Source organism: Hydrogenophaga sp. (assembly GCF_025699295.1).
Taxonomy (GTDB): domain Bacteria; phylum Pseudomonadota; class Gammaproteobacteria; order Burkholderiales; family Burkholderiaceae_C; genus Hydrogenophaga.
In genome coordinates this window covers 171,809-185,418 of record NZ_JAILWB010000003.1, presented here as the reverse complement: position 1 = coordinate 185,418, position 13,610 = coordinate 171,809, and the positions used below count along the sequence as shown (strand labels likewise).

Annotated in this window: 12 protein-coding genes; 9 read left to right on the top strand and 3 right to left on the bottom strand. The window is 67.2% G+C overall.

The window, feature by feature from the left end; translation table 11 throughout:
* Positions 1 to 46 precede the first annotated feature (46 nt).
* Positions 47 to 652 (top strand): cyclic nucleotide-binding domain-containing protein, encoded by a 606-nt coding sequence (locus K5880_RS03990; protein ID WP_297648992.1) that lies wholly within the window; start codon positions 47 to 49, stop codon positions 650 to 652.
* Here K5880_RS03990 and K5880_RS03985 read toward each other — a convergent pair whose 3' ends face one another.
* Positions 653 to 1,699: a homocysteine S-methyltransferase family protein gene (locus K5880_RS03985; RefSeq protein WP_297648987.1), complete on the bottom strand. Its 1,047-nt coding sequence runs from the start codon at positions 1,697 to 1,699 to the stop codon at positions 653 to 655. It lies immediately after the preceding gene.
* Between the two features lie 81 nt (positions 1,700 to 1,780).
* Here K5880_RS03985 and K5880_RS03980 point away from each other — a divergent pair, with 81 nt between their 5' ends.
* From K5880_RS03980 to K5880_RS03970, 3 genes are all read left to right on the top strand, one after another.
* Positions 1,781 to 2,200 (top strand): rhodanese-like domain-containing protein, encoded by a 420-nt coding sequence (locus tag K5880_RS03980; protein ID WP_297648984.1) that lies wholly within the window; start codon positions 1,781 to 1,783, stop codon positions 2,198 to 2,200.
* A complete protein-coding gene (gene recQ, locus K5880_RS03975) occupies positions 2,200 to 4,113 on the top strand; it encodes a DNA helicase RecQ (protein ID WP_297648981.1) in 1,914 nt (637 codons plus the stop codon). The genes K5880_RS03980 and recQ overlap by 1 nt, the downstream gene beginning before the upstream one ends.
* A 177-nt stretch (positions 4,114 to 4,290) precedes the next feature.
* On the top strand, positions 4,291 to 4,641 hold the full coding sequence (locus K5880_RS03970) for a hypothetical protein (protein WP_297648978.1): 351 nt from the start codon (positions 4,291 to 4,293) through the stop codon (positions 4,639 to 4,641).
* Between the two features lie 68 nt (positions 4,642 to 4,709).
* On the opposite strand, the gene K5880_RS03965 is transcribed toward K5880_RS03970, so the two are convergent.
* Positions 4,710 to 7,118: an ATP-binding protein gene (locus K5880_RS03965; RefSeq protein WP_297648974.1), complete on the bottom strand. Its 2,409-nt coding sequence runs from the start codon at positions 7,116 to 7,118 to the stop codon at positions 4,710 to 4,712.
* 170 nt (positions 7,119 to 7,288) lie between these two features.
* Here K5880_RS03965 and K5880_RS03960 point away from each other — a divergent pair, with 170 nt between their 5' ends.
* The 5 genes from K5880_RS03960 to K5880_RS03940 all read left to right on the top strand — a co-directional run bounded on the left by K5880_RS03960 (position 7,289) and on the right by K5880_RS03940 (position 12,899).
* The gene (locus K5880_RS03960) at positions 7,289 to 8,488 is read left to right on the top strand and encodes a threonine ammonia-lyase (RefSeq protein ID WP_297648971.1); all 1,200 of its coding nucleotides are present in this window, start codon (positions 7,289 to 7,291) and stop codon (positions 8,486 to 8,488) included.
* A gap of 94 nt (positions 8,489 to 8,582) precedes the next feature.
* The gene (locus K5880_RS03955) at positions 8,583 to 10,043 is read left to right on the top strand and encodes a mechanosensitive ion channel (RefSeq protein ID WP_297648968.1); all 1,461 of its coding nucleotides are present in this window, start codon (positions 8,583 to 8,585) and stop codon (positions 10,041 to 10,043) included.
* A gap of 4 nt (positions 10,044 to 10,047) precedes the next feature.
* Positions 10,048 to 10,482, top strand: coding sequence for a PaaI family thioesterase (locus K5880_RS03950; protein ID WP_297648965.1), 435 nt, complete (start codon positions 10,048 to 10,050; stop codon positions 10,480 to 10,482).
* Between the two features lie 53 nt (positions 10,483 to 10,535).
* Positions 10,536 to 10,679 (top strand): hypothetical protein, encoded by a 144-nt coding sequence (locus tag K5880_RS03945; protein ID WP_297648962.1) that lies wholly within the window; start codon positions 10,536 to 10,538, stop codon positions 10,677 to 10,679.
* A 363-nt stretch (positions 10,680 to 11,042) separates the two neighbouring features.
* The gene (locus K5880_RS03940) at positions 11,043 to 12,899 is read left to right on the top strand and encodes a phosphoenolpyruvate carboxykinase (GTP) (RefSeq protein WP_297648959.1); all 1,857 of its coding nucleotides are present in this window, start codon (positions 11,043 to 11,045) and stop codon (positions 12,897 to 12,899) included.
* Between the two features lie 124 nt (positions 12,900 to 13,023).
* Here the strand turns inward: K5880_RS03940 and K5880_RS03935 are convergent, their stop codons facing one another.
* Positions 13,024 to 13,590: a hypothetical protein gene (locus tag K5880_RS03935; protein ID WP_297648957.1), complete on the bottom strand. Its 567-nt coding sequence runs from the start codon at positions 13,588 to 13,590 to the stop codon at positions 13,024 to 13,026.
* Between the last annotated feature and the right edge of the window lie 20 nt (positions 13,591 to 13,610).

Sequence of the window (13,610 nt, the reverse complement as noted above, 5' to 3'; positions counted from 1 at the left end):
CGACAATGACACGGTTTGTCCATCCTGCCCCTCTCGGTACTTCGCCATGGCCTTGTTCCACACCCTGTTCGGCGCTCGCGACGACACCGCAGCGGCCCGCAAGGCGCGCGATGCGCGCGTGAGTGCCTCCGACACCGCGCTGCGCGCGGCGGCGTTGCTGCGCTCGGCCACGGCGCTGATCCAGCTCAGCGAGGCCGAGGCGCGCACCGTCGTGGGCTTCATGCAGCTGCGACGCTGCGCCGAGGGTGAGGCCATCATCCGCCAGGGCGACAGCGGCGGCAGTGGCGACGACGGCTTCATGGCGCTGGTGATCGAGGGCGAGGTCACGGTCGAGGCGGTGGTGGTGAGCCGCACCTCGCCGCTCACGGTCAACGTGCTCGGACCGGGCCACCTCATGGGCGAGATGTCGCTGATGGACGGTGCCGCCCGCTCGGCGACCTGCACCGCCAGCACCGAGGTGCGCTGCGCCGTGCTCACACGCAGCGCGCTCGAGGCCCTGATCGCCGAGGAGCCAGCCACCGCCGCCAAGCTGCTCAGCGCGGTCGCGCTGCGCCTGAGCCGGCGCCTGCGCGAGGCGGATGGCAAGCTGCAGCTCTACGCCCAGCTGGTGTTCTCGATGCAGCAGGAGATCGACCGGCTGGTGCCGGACTGATCAGGCGGCTTCCTTGTAGAAGTAGTCGCGCTGCAGGCCACGCGGCGCCAGCGGGTTCACGCTCTGGTGGATGGCGGCGATGTGCTCGGGCGTGGTGCCGCAGCAGCCGCCCACGATGTTCACCAGGCCTTCGGCGGCGAACTCGCGCAGCAGGCGGCTGGTGTCGGCGGGCGTTTCGTCGAAGCCGGTGTCGCTCATCGGATTGGGCAGGCCGGCATTCGGGTAGCAGCTGATGAAGGTGTCGCCCGCCACCTTGGCCAGCTCCTGGATGTAGGGGCGCATCAGCGCGGCGCCCAGTGCGCAGTTCAGGCCCACGGCCAGTGGCTGCAGGTGCCGCACGCTGGCCCAGAAGGCGCTGACGGTCTGGCCGCTGAGAATGCGGCCCGAGGCGTCGGTCACGGTGCCGCTGATGATGAGCGGCAGGCGTTCACCGCTCTTTTCGAAGAACTCGTCGATCGCGAACAGCGCGGCCTTGGCGTTGAGCGTGTCGAAGATGGTCTCCACCAGCAGCACGTCGGCACCGCCCTCGACCAGCGCTTCGACCTGTTCCAGGTAGGCGGCGCGCAGCTGCTCGAAGGTGACGTTGCGCGCGCCGGCATCGTTCACGTCGGGGCTGATGCTCGCGGTTTTGGGTGTGGGGCCCAGGGCGCCGGCGACAAAGCGCGGCTTGTCGGGCGTGCTGAACTGGTCACAGGCGGCGCGCGCGATGCGCGCCGAGGCCAGGTTCATCTCGCGCGCGAGATGGCCCATTTCGTAGTCGTCCTGCGCGATCGTGGTCGCGCCGAAGGTATTGGTCTCGATCAGGTCGGCGCCAGCGGCCAGGTAGCCCTCGTGGATGTCGCGGATCACGTCGGGCCGCGTGAGGCTGAGCAGTTCGTTGTTGCCCTTGACGTCCTTGTGGAAGTCCTTGAAGCGTTCGCCCCGGTACTCGGCCTCGCCGAGCTTGAAGCGCTGGATCATGGTGCCCATGGCGCCATCCAGGATGGCGATGCGTTGCTTCAGGATCTCGGGCAGCGCCTGGGCGCGGGTGTAGGCTGGGGCGTTCATGCCCCGGATTGTAAGAAGCCGCCCCGGCCCCGGGCCCCCGTCTGGCCGGGTGGCCTTCCAAATTCCCCGACAATACCCGGCATGAAACACCTCACGCCCCAGCAGGCCTGGGCCTGGCTGCAGGCCGAACGCGAGCAGCGCGCGGCCCGTGGCGAGGAACCCCCGCTGTTCGTCGACGTGCGCATGGAGATCGAGTCGCTCTACGTGGGCCGCCCGCCTGGCGTGGAGAACATCCCCTGGTACGAGTACCCCGACCTCACGCCCGACCCGGCGCGCTTTGCCTCCGCCGTAGAGCAGGAAGCGGGCGACAAGAGCCGGCCGGTGCTGCTGATCTGCCGCAGCGGCAAGCGCACGCTGGACGCGGGCAAGGCGCTGGAAGCCGCCGGTTTCAGCGAGGTGGCGCACGTGGTGCATGGCTTCGAGGGCGAGCTCAACGAAGACTTCAAACGCTCCAGCCTCAACGGCTGGCGGTTCGACGGCCTCCCCTGGGAACAAATGTAGTGAGCGAAACGGCCATCGACATCGCCCCCGGCAGCGAGGTCCTGGAGACCAGCCTCGGCGTGTTGCACGAGGTGTTTGGCTACGACGACTTCCGTGGCCCCCAGGCCGAGATCGTGGCGCACGTGGGCGCCGGTGGCGACGCGCTGGTGCTCATGCCCACCGGCGGCGGCAAGTCGCTGTGTTACCAGGTGCCGGCCATCGTGCGCGAGCGCGCCGGCCAGGGCCTGACGGTGGTGGTCTCGCCGCTGATCGCGCTGATGCACGACCAGGTCGGCGCACTCATCGAGGCCGGCGTGGCCGCGGCCTTCCTCAACTCCAGCCTCTCCAGCGAAGATGCGCAGAAGGTCGAGAAGCAGATGCTGCGCGGCGAACTCACGCTGCTGTACGCCGCGCCCGAGCGCCTGACGACGCCGCGATTCCTGGCGCTGCTGGACTCGCTGCACGAGCGCGGCAAGCTCGGCCTGTTCGCGATCGACGAGGCCCATTGCGTGAGCCAGTGGGGCCACGACTTCCGCCCCGAGTACCGCGCGCTGGTCGTGCTGCACGAACGCTTTGCCGGCGTGCCGCGCGTGGCCCTCACGGCCACGGCGGACGATCTCACGCGCGCCGACATCGTCGAGCGCCTGCAGTTGCAGGGCGCGCGCACCTTCATCAGCAGCTTTGACCGGCCCAACATCCGCTACCAGCTGGTGGAGAAGAAGGATGCCACCACCCAGCTGCTGCGCTTCATCCGCGACGAACATGGCAGCGCCGCCGGGCACGACGCGGGCATCGTCTACTGCCAGTCGCGCCGGCGCGTCGAGGAAGTGGCGGCGATGCTGTGCGATGCCGGCCTGACCGCGTTGCCCTACCACGCGGGACTCGACGCCGCCGTGCGACAGCGCCACCAGGACCGCTTCCTGCGCGAGGAAGGCCTGATCATGGTCGCCACGATCGCCTTCGGCATGGGCATCGACAAACCCGACGTGCGTTTTGTCGCCCACCTGGACATGCCCAAGAACATCGAGGGCTACTACCAGGAGACCGGTCGCGCGGGCCGCGACGGCGAGCCCGCCAACGCCTGGATGGCCTACGGCCTGCAGGACGTGGTGAACCAGCGCCGCATGATCGACGAAAGCCCTGCGGCCGACGAGTTCAAGCAGGTGCTGCGCGGCAAGCTCGACGCCCTGCTCACGCTGGCCGAGGCCAGCGACTGCCGGCGCGTGCGCCTGTTGTCGTACTTCGGTGAGGCCAGCCAGCCCTGCGGCAACTGCGACAACTGCCTCACACCGCCGGAGTTGCACGACGCCACCGAGTCGGCGCGCAAGCTGCTCTCGTGCATCTACCGCGTGCAGCAGGCCAGCGGCACCGCTTTTGGTGCCGGCCACATCATGGACATCCTGCGCGGCAAGCTCACCGAGAAGGTGACGCAGTACGGCCACGAGAAGCTCTCGACCTTCGGCATCGGCGCCGACCTGTCGGAGACACAATGGCGCGCGCTGCTGCGCCAGCTCATCGCGCGCGAGGCGGTGGCGGTGCACGACGCACCCTACAACACCCTGCACCTGGCCGACGCGGCGCGCGATATCCTCAAGGGCCAGAGCCCGGTCTGGCTCAAGACCTTGAGCGACAAGGCCGCCGGTTCGTCACGCGGCAGCCGCCAGCGCGCCGCGCGCGCCACCGCGCGGGACGACGGTCAGCCACTGAGCCTGTCCGAACGCGAATGCCTGGAGGCCCTCAAGACCTGGCGAGCCGGCGTCGCGCGCGAGCACAACCTGCCAGCCTTCGTGATCTTTCACGACGCCACGCTGCGCGCCATCGCCAGCCGCAAGCCCGAAACGCTGGCCGATCTGGACGGCATAGCCGGCATCGGCCAGAAAAAGCGCGAGGCCTACGGCGCGGACGTGGTCAGGGTGGTGAGTGCTTTCGTCTGAGGCGCGTCGCCGCAGCGAATCCAGGTTGACAACCAAGGTGTGACAGGGTCAACCGCCCGTCGGCGCAACCGCCTGTCGGGCCCTTCTGCCGCTCAAGCTGCGGCGCCTCAAGCCGATGTTGGTGATGTAGCCGGGGAGTTTTCACCCCGTCCCGGACATCATCGAACGGAGCGCGTCATGTTTCTCAGGTTGCTGCCATGGTTTGGCAAGACCACCCCCAAAGCCCAGTACCACGACACCCAGGTACTGGAGATGGATTTTCTTGTTGACGAGTTCCACGAAGCCATGGCCGACATCAAGGATCCGGTGCGCACGCGCATGCACGCCGCACTGATGTCCTGCCAGAGCCCCAAGGACCTGTGGTTCATGCGCAGCAAACTGTTCGGCCTGATCTCCAAGCACCACTGCGAGAGCGTGGCCAGCACCCGCGTGGCCCGACTCGACCAGAAGCTGCGCTTCTTCGTGGACAACCACCCCGACTATTCATCCGACGAGTTGCCCACCGGACCGATGGCGCTGCTGCATTGAACCCTCGCGCTGCCCTGGATGAGAAAAGGCCACCTTCGGGTGGCCTTTTCTTTGGGCGTCGAATCGGCTCAGTGCATGAAGCCGATACCGCGCGCCTCGCGCACCTCGGGCTTGATGCGGTGCTCGGCTTCGAGCTGGGCCATGAACTCCTCGGGCGCCAGCGTTTCAGCCAGGATCTCCACCTGCCGCTTCACGGCGGCAAAGTCGCCCGGACACAGCTGGTCGAGTCTGGCCAGACGTGCGGCAAGTTCCGGCACCAGTCGCGTGGCATCGCCCTCGAGCGCCTCGACCACGAACATGGTTTCGCGCTGGGTGGCTGTGAGCGGCTTGAAGTGGATCTTGAACGTGAACCGGCGCAACGCCGCCTGGTCGATGCTGTCCATCAGGTTGGTGGTGCAGATGAAGATGCCGGCAAAGCGCTCCATGCCCTGCAGCATCTCGTTGACCTCGGTGACCTCGTAGGTGCGCTGCGCGCCCCGGCGGTCCTGCAGGAAACTGTCGGCCTCGTCGAGCAGCAGCACGGCCTTCTCGGCTTCGGCTTCGCGAAACATCGCCGCCATCTGTTGCTCGGTCTCGCCCACGAACTTGCTCACCAGATCGCTGGCGCGGCGGATCATCAGCGGCCGTTCGAGCTGCTGGGCCAGGTGTTCGGCCAGCGCGGTCTTGCCGGTGCCCGGGGCACCGTGGAAGCACAGGCAGCCATGGCCACGCGCCTTGAGTGCGGCAATGACGCGCGGCAGCTCGTGGCGGGTTTCGACGTTGAGCATGTCCAGGCTGTACTGGGTCACGCTGGGTCGTTGCAGCAGATCGGGCTTGCGGCCCAGGGCGAGGTCGGCGTTCTTGAGCTGTCGTTCAATCAGTTCATCAAGCACCAGTGAAGGTGCGCTGCGTGCCTTCGCGCCGCGCCGCGCCGCCGGCCTGGCAGGGCTCGCGGCAAGCTGCGCAAAACGCAGGGCCGTGCGGATCTGCGCCGGCGTGAGGCCCTTGCGTTCGGTCAGCCGCGCCACCAGCGCATCGGACACCGGCGCATCCTCCAGCGTCTTGCGCACCAGCTGCTCGCGCGCACCAGGCGGCGGGCTCTTGAGTTCGAGGTGGTAGGCGAAGCGGCGGCGGAACGCCGGGTCGATCTGCTCGATGCGGTTGGTCACCCACAGCGTGGGCACGGCATTGGTTTCCAGGATCTGGTTCACCCAGGCCTTGCCGCTGACGCTGCCGGTGTGGGACGCGGCGACGTGCTCGGCGCGCGCCATGATCTGCGCGGCCTCGCTGGAGATCGGCGGGAACACGTCTTCCACCTCGTCGAACAGCAGCGCCGAGTGCGCCGTGCCCTTGAGGAACACTTGCGCGATCTGCAGCGAACGGTAGCGGTCCCGCCCCGAGAGCGCATTGCCGTCTCGGTCGGCGTATTCCACCTCGAACAGCTCCAGACCAGCGGCCGCGGCCACCACGCGCGCCAGTTCGGTCTTGCCTGTGCCGGGTGGGCCGTACATCAACACGTTCACGCCGGGCTCCTTGCGCGCCACGGCCTCCCGGAGCAGGCCGCAGAGAAGGCGCACATCCTCACCCACGTAATCGAAGTCCTTCGTGCTCAGCGCCGAGCGCGTCGCAGGGCGGGTGAACACCGCCATCAGCTCGCTTTGCGTGCGGTACTCGCGCATCAGCACCGGTGGCAGCTTTTCGCTCACTTTCATCAGGTCGGCCAGGTCGGTGATGTTGTGCTCTGAAATCAGGTTCTCCACCATGCCGATGCGCTCCAGCCGCGAGCCGGCGCGCAGTGCCTCACCCACCTCGCTGGCCTTCACACCGGCCACGTCGGCGATCGCCGCATAGGCCTCGGGCGCGTTGTTGACCTTGAACTCGACCAGGATGGAACGCAGGTCGCGCTGGTAGCGCGCAAGCGTGCCGTAGAGCAACAGCGCGCGCTCGGCGCGGTTGAGCTGCAACAGGCCGGCCAGCGCATCAATGTTCTTCTCCACCAGGGTGGACTGCTTCTTCAGCGAGTGGCTGAGCCATTCACCGGTCACGGCCAGCACCGAGAGCAGGTCCTTGGGGGACTCCTTGGCGTATTCGTCAAGATAGAAGAACAGTGTGCCTTCCTCATAGGGACCGCGCCACACCCCGTAACGCTCCATGAATGCGTTGGTGGTCAGGCCGTCATGGCCGCTCCAGAGCTCGTTGTCCTTGCAGCGGCGCTGCAGGAACTCGCGCAGGCGCAGCAATACGGTCTGGGGCCACACGAGGTGGCGGCCGGCCAGCGAGAGCAGGGTATTGAGGTCGCGCCGCACGTTGAAACGTGGGCCCTGGCGCGCGGCCAGGATGAGCACGAAGTGCGAGCACATCAGATCAAGCACCGGCGCCTGGCGCAGACCGGGCGGCACGAACACGCGCCCCTCGCCCGCGAGCGGGCCACGGCCCTCGCGTGCATCGAGAACGGTGCGAGCCGCTGGCGCAGCAGACTGCAGCAAGCGCTTGGTCATCCAGACACCTCCAGAACGGTCTTCCAGTGTCGCCATGCCGGGGGAGCCGACATTTCAGCGGACCATAACCCAGCTTGATGAATCATGGAAGAGAGTGAGGCGGCGTGTCTGAGCAATTTGTCGGGCTTTGCCGGCAGGGCAGGAAGCGGGGCTTGGTTCACAATCTCCTCATGCTGCAACTCCACGACATCGAAGCCGCCGCCGCCCGTCTGAACGGTCATGTGCTGGACACGCCTTTCGTCGAATCACGCACCATTTCCCAGCTGACCGGCTGTCAGGTGTATCTGAAGTTCGAGAACCTGCAGTACACCGCCTCCTTCAAGGAACGTGGCGCCTGCAACAAGCTCTCTCAGCTCAGCGCCGAAGAGCAGGCACGCGGTGTGATCGCCATGAGCGCGGGCAACCACGCCCAGGGTGTGGCCTACCACGCGCAGCGCCTGGGCATCCGTGCGGTGATCGTCATGCCGCGCTTCACGCCGGGTGTGAAGGTGGAGCGCACGCGCGGATTCGGTGCGGAGGTGGTGCTTCACGGCGACACGCTGGACGCCTCCCGGGCGCACGCGCGTGAACTGGCCGAGCGGGACGGGCTGGTGTTCGTGCACCCCTACGACGACGAGGCCATCGTGGCCGGCCAGGGCACGCTGGCGCTGGAAATGCTGCGAGAGCAGCCCGACCTGGACACCCTGGTCATTGCCATCGGTGGCGGCGGCCTGATCGCGGGCATCGCCACGGCAGCCAAGGCGATTCGCCCGGGCATCCGCATCGTCGGGGTGCAGACCGAGCGCTTTCCCGCTATGGTCAACGCCATCCAGGGCACGCAGCTTCCCCAGGGCAGCAGCACGATCGCCGAAGGCATTGCCGTGGGCACCCCCGGTGTGATCACCGAGGCCATCGTGCGCCAGAAGGTGGACGAGCTGTTGCTGGTCGACGAGGGCGATATCGAACAGGCGATCGTGATGCTGCTGGAGATCGAGAAGACGCTGGTCGAAGGCGCGGGCGCCGCCGGTCTGGCCGCGCTCATCAAGCACCCGCAACGCTTCGCGGGCCAGCGCGTCGGCCTGGTGCTGTGCGGTGGCAACATCGACCCGATGCTGCTGGCCTCCATCATCGAGCGTGGCATGGTGCGCGCAGGGCGCCTGGCGCGCATCCAGGTGAACGCGCGCGACGTGCCGGGCAACCTCGCGCGCATCACAGCCACGGTGGCCGAGGCAGGTGCCAACATCGACGAAGTGCACCACCAGCGCGCCTTCACCTTGCTGGCGGCGCAGAACGTCGCCATCGAACTGGTGCTGCAGACGCGCGGTCGCGAACACATCGCGCAGGTGATCGAGCGCCTGCGTCAATCCGGCTTCGAGACGACGCTGCTCTGAGCCGTCTGGTCCCTCCGGTGGCCTCTCTCGGTTGACGTGGCCACGCAGCGTCCGGCATCATGGCCCGATCTACCAACGCCAACCGGAGGACGAGATGGACACCAACACGCTGTGGAACTCGCTGCAGAACACGCTGGGCACGCACATCCCGCAACTGCTGGGCGCGCTCGCCATCTTCATACTGGGCTGGTTCATCGCGGTGCTGGTGCGGGCGGCCACCCGCAAGAGCCTTGGGTTCATCGGTGTCAACCACCGCTTTGGCAAGCTCACCAGCACGCGGGTGGACATCGAGGGCGCAGTCGCGCTGGCCCTGTTCTGGGTGGTGATCCTGCTCACGCTGGTCGCGGTCTTCAACTCGCTCAATCTCGCGATCGTCTCCGGCCCCTTCTCCGCCTTCACGACCCAGCTGTTCGAGTATGCGCCGCGCCTCCTGGGCGGCCTGGTGCTGGCCCTCGTGGCCTGGCTGGTGGCCAGCATGATCCGGGCGCTGTCGCAGAAGCTGCTCGACAAGACCACGCTGGACGAAAAGCTCTCCGAGCATGCCGACATGGCGCCGATCAGCGACAGCCTCTCGGGCGCTCTGTTCTGGCTCGTGATCCTGCTGTTCGTGCCCGCCATCCTGGGCGCCCTTCAAATGGAGGGGCTGCTCGACCCGCTGCGCGACATGGTGAGCAAGACGCTGGACATGCTGCCCAACGCGGTTGCGGCGATCGTGATCGGTGGCGTGGGCTGGATCGTGGCCACCGTGCTGCGCAACCTCACCACCCACCTGAGCCGCACGGCCGGTGTCGACAAACTGGGTCACCAGGCGGGTCTGGCCGACACGGTGAACCTCTCGCGCGTGATCGGCATGCTGGTCTTCGTGGCGGTGTTTCTGCCGTCGCTGATCGCTGCACTTGACGCTCTGAAGATCGAAGCCATCTCCCGGCCGGCCACCGACATGCTGAACTCCCTGATGCAGGCGGTGCCCAATCTGATCGCAGCTGCCCTGATCCTGGTGGTCACCTGGCTCGTGGCCTCGTTTGCGAGCAAACTGCTGGCCAGCCTGCTGGCCACACTGGGCTTCGACACCCTCCCCGCGCGCGTGCAGATGGCGCACGCCTTCGAGAAGACCAGCGCATCCGCCGCCGTCGGCCGCATCGTGCTGTTCTTCGCCATGCTGTTCGCCACCGTCGAGGCGGCCGCTCAACTGGGCTTCGGGCAGGTCAGCGACATCGTGGCCAGTTTCATCCGTTTCGGTGGCGACATCCTGCTGGGCTCGGCGATCCTCGTCATCGGTTTCTGGCTGGCCAACGTGGCCTACGACGCTATCGACCGCGCCAGTGGCGCCAGCACCCGGGGTTTGGCGCGCATCGGCCGCTACGCCATCCTCGCGCTGGTGATCGCCATGGGCCTGCGCGCCATGGGCATCGCCGACGACATCGTCAACCTGGCCTTCGGGCTCACGCTGGGCGCTGTCGCCGTCGCGGTGGCCCTGTCGTTTGGCCTGGGCGGTCGGGAAGCCGCGGGCAAGCTGATGGAACACTGGCTCTCTCGCCTGCGCCGTGGAGAATGAACGGATGACGCAGAATCCCACCGCTTCCGGTCCCCTTACCGTCACCTCGCTCCAGGGCTTGCTCTCCGAGTGGTTTGCACCCTGGATCCAGGCCATGGGCCTGCAGGTCGAGTCCTTCGGCGACGGTGAGGTCACGCTGCGCCTGCCGCAAAGCGACCAGCTCTCGCGGGTGGGCGGCATGCTGTGCGGCCAGGCCATGATGTCGGCCGCCGACACCGCCATGGTGCTGGCCATCGTCACCCGGTTGGGCAACCAGCGCCCCATGACCACCGTTCAGCTCAACACCAGCTTCCTCAAGCCGCTCTCCGGGCAGGATGCCCGCATCACGGCGCGCGTGATCCGCGCGGGCAAGAGCCTGGTGTTCGGCGAAATCGACATCTGCGGTGCCGATGACGGCCGCAGCGTGTGCCGCGCCAGCACGACCTATGCCCTGCTGTGATGCGCTGCATCCCTTAAAATAGCCCACGTACTGAACCTTCTGACGGAGCAACCATGTCCCACCACGGCCACGACACCCCCAGCGAGCACCCCCAGGATCTGGTGGAGTCCATCGTTCCCTACATGCCCGTCGTGCTGCCGGTCGCAGGCGGCGTGCTGATGTTCCTGCTCGCCTTCATCGCCGTGTTCATGGCCTGAAGCCTCCCGTTTCCCCGAACAGCCGAACGCCCGCCCGGGCCTTCGGCTTTCTTTTTGGGCCAAAGCCATCGTCATCTGGTGAACCCAGCGTCGAATGCATCACGTTATGCGGGTTTTGCATGTAACGGGTTCGTAACCGGGCGGGCACTTTCATAAAATTGCCCCCATAGGCCGACCCGCCGATCACGCCCGGACCACAGACCCGGAACCGATTCCTGCTGCCCCGCCACCCGCACCGCAGCCCGCGCCGACCATCTTTTTTTCCAAAGGGACCCCTGGACAGCCGCCGCGTCATGCCCCCGACGCTTGCGGCTGTCGGTGTCTCTGAGGTGCGCCGCTTTACAAACTTCTGGAGCCACTTCCATGAACTCACCCGTGATGCAGGGCCTGACCCTCGACACCCCCCCGTATGTGAAGAACGCCCGGCTCATCGCCTGGGTGGCCGACATGGCGGCCTTGTGCAAGCCTGACCGGGTCGTCTGGTGCGACGGCAGCGAGGAAGAGTACGCGCGTCTGTGCCAGCAGTTGGTCGACGCCGGCACGCTGAAGAAGCTCCACCCGGTCAAGCGCCCCAACAGCTTCCTGGCCTGCTCCGATCCATCGGACGTGGCGCGTGTGGAAGACCGCACTTTCATCTGCTCGGAAAAGCAGGAAGACGCCGGCCCGACCAACAACTGGAAGGCGCCGGCCGAGATGCGCGCCACCCTGCAGCCGCTGTTTGACGGCTGCATGCGCGGGCGCACCATGTACGTGGTGCCGTTCAGCATGGGCCCGCTGGGCAGCCCCATCGCCCACATCGGCATCGAACTCTCCGACAGCGCCTACGTGGCCGTCAACATGAAGCTCATGACCCGCATGGGCAAGGCCGTGTACGACGTGCTCGGCACCGACGGTGACTTCGTGCCCTGCGTGCACACCGTGGGCGCACCCCTGGCCGCGGGCGAGACCGACAAGACCGGCTGGCCGTGCAACCCGAGCACCAAGTACATCGTGCACTACCCCGAGACGCGCGAGATCTGGAGCTACGGCTCGGGCTATGGCGGCAACGCGTTGCTGGGCAAGAAGTGCTTTGCGCTGCGCATTGCCTCCACCATGGGCCGGCAGCAGGGCTGGCTGGCCGAGCACATGCTGATCCTGGGCGTGACCAACCCCCAGGGCAGGAAATACCACGTGGCCGCAGCCTTCCCGAGTGCATGCGGCAAGACCAACTTCGCCATGCTGATCCCACCCAAGGGATTCGAGGGCTGGAAGGTCACCACCATCGGCGACGACATTGCCTGGATCAAGCCCGGCAAGGATGGCCGCCTGTACGCGATCAACCCGGAAGCGGGCTACTTTGGCGTGGCGCCCGGCACCAACACCGCCACCAACCCCAACTGCATGGCCAGTCTGAATCGCGACGTGATCTTCACCAACGTGGCGCTCACCGACGACGGCGACGTGTGGTGGGAAGGCATGGGTGAAGCACCCGCGCACGCCATCGACTGGCAAGGCAAGGACTGGACGCCACAGATCGCAAAGGAGACCGGCGCCAAGGCCGCACACCCCAATGCCCGCTTCACGGTGGCGGCGATCAACAACCCCGCGCTTGACCCGGCCTGGGACGACCCCGCCGGCGTGGCCATCGATGCCTTCATCTTCGGTGGCCGCCGCTCGACCACCGTGCCGCTGGTGACCGAGGCGCGCAACTGGACCGAAGGCGTCTACATGGCCGCCACCATGGGCTCGGAAACCACCGCCGCCGCCTTCGGTGCGCAGGGCGTGGTGCGCCGCGACCCGTTTGCGATGCTGCCGTTCACCGGCTACAACATGAGCGACTACTTCCAGCACTGGCTCGACGTGGGCAGCAAGCTCGCTGGCCAGGGCGCGAAGCTGCCCGGCATCTTCTGCGTGAACTGGTTCCGCAAGGACGAGGCCGGCAAGTTTGTCTGGCCCGGTTTCGGCGAGAACATGCGCGTGCTCAAGTGGATGATCGACCGCCTCGAAGGCCAGGGCCAGGGCACCGAGCATGCCTTCGGCGTGAGCCCGCGCTTCGAAGACATTCACTGGGACGGACTGGACTTCTCGGCCGACCAGTACCGCACCGTGACCCATATCGACAAGGCGGCATGGGCCAAGGAACTCGAGTTGCATGCCGAGCTGTTCAACCAGCTCGCCTACCACCTGCCCCGGGAGCTGGAGGAGACCAAGGCGCAGATCGAGAAGCGACTCGCCGCCTGAGGACCACGGCGGCCCGCACGATCTGCAGGCCGCCTCCGCGCCCCGGGACCACCCGCCGGGACGAAAAAAAAGCCACCGGACCCGGTGGCTTTTTTGTGTGCGCCTTGTCGGCGCTTGCGGCGCGTCAGATGTAGTACATCAGGCGGTTGCGGGCGCGGGCCGTGCCCAGACGTTCCCAGTAGCCCGCCTGCGAGGCCACGGCCTTGGGCGCTTCCGGCAAACCCAGCGGAGCCAGCGCTTCGGTGAACGACTGTGCAGCCGGTGCTTCGTCGGCTTCCTCGGCAGCGCGCGCGCGTGCCTGCACCAGTTCGGTCATGAGGCGGTGGTCCATGCGGGCCATTTCCCACAGGCGCGTTTCGGCGCGCGCCTCGGCCAAGGCCTCGGACCAGCCGTCCAGCGCGACCACGGCGCGGCGGGCCAGGCTGCGCGCGGTGTCGGCGAACAGGGCGATGCCGGCGAACACCACGACCCACAGGAACACCCAGGCCAGAAACAGATGGCCGTCGGCCCAGGTGCTGATCAGGCGATCGGCGACCACCACCAGGGCGGCGACCACGGCCGCCAGCAGCATGGCGGTCAGGCCGCGCGCATTTTCGGCGCGGCGGTGCACGCCGTCGACCCCCTTGTGCGCAGGGGCGGATGCCGGGCGCAGGCCCAGCGGGGCAGAGGGAAGGGATGCGTATGTGCTCATGGCGGACTCCTGAAGGGATG

Coding starts and splice junctions, on each gene's coding strand:
- K5880_RS03935 (WP_297648957.1), bottom strand. CDS start 13,590: ATGAGCACATACGCATCCCTTCCCTCTGCCCCGCTGGGCCTGCGCCCG.
- K5880_RS03965 (WP_297648974.1), bottom strand. CDS start 7,118: ATGACCAAGCGCTTGCTGCAGTCTGCTGCGCCAGCGGCTCGCACCGTT.
- K5880_RS03980 (WP_297648984.1), top strand. CDS start 1,781: ATGAAACACCTCACGCCCCAGCAGGCCTGGGCCTGGCTGCAGGCCGAA.
- K5880_RS03970 (WP_297648978.1), top strand. CDS start 4,291: ATGTTTCTCAGGTTGCTGCCATGGTTTGGCAAGACCACCCCCAAAGCC.
- K5880_RS03990 (WP_297648992.1), top strand. CDS start 47: ATGGCCTTGTTCCACACCCTGTTCGGCGCTCGCGACGACACCGCAGCG.
- K5880_RS03985 (WP_297648987.1), bottom strand. CDS start 1,699: ATGAACGCCCCAGCCTACACCCGCGCCCAGGCGCTGCCCGAGATCCTG.
- K5880_RS03945 (WP_297648962.1), top strand. CDS start 10,536: ATGTCCCACCACGGCCACGACACCCCCAGCGAGCACCCCCAGGATCTG.
- K5880_RS03955 (WP_297648968.1), top strand. CDS start 8,583: ATGGACACCAACACGCTGTGGAACTCGCTGCAGAACACGCTGGGCACG.
- K5880_RS03950 (WP_297648965.1), top strand. CDS start 10,048: ATGACGCAGAATCCCACCGCTTCCGGTCCCCTTACCGTCACCTCGCTC.
- K5880_RS03960 (WP_297648971.1), top strand. CDS start 7,289: ATGCTGCAACTCCACGACATCGAAGCCGCCGCCGCCCGTCTGAACGGT.
- K5880_RS03940 (WP_297648959.1), top strand. CDS start 11,043: ATGAACTCACCCGTGATGCAGGGCCTGACCCTCGACACCCCCCCGTAT.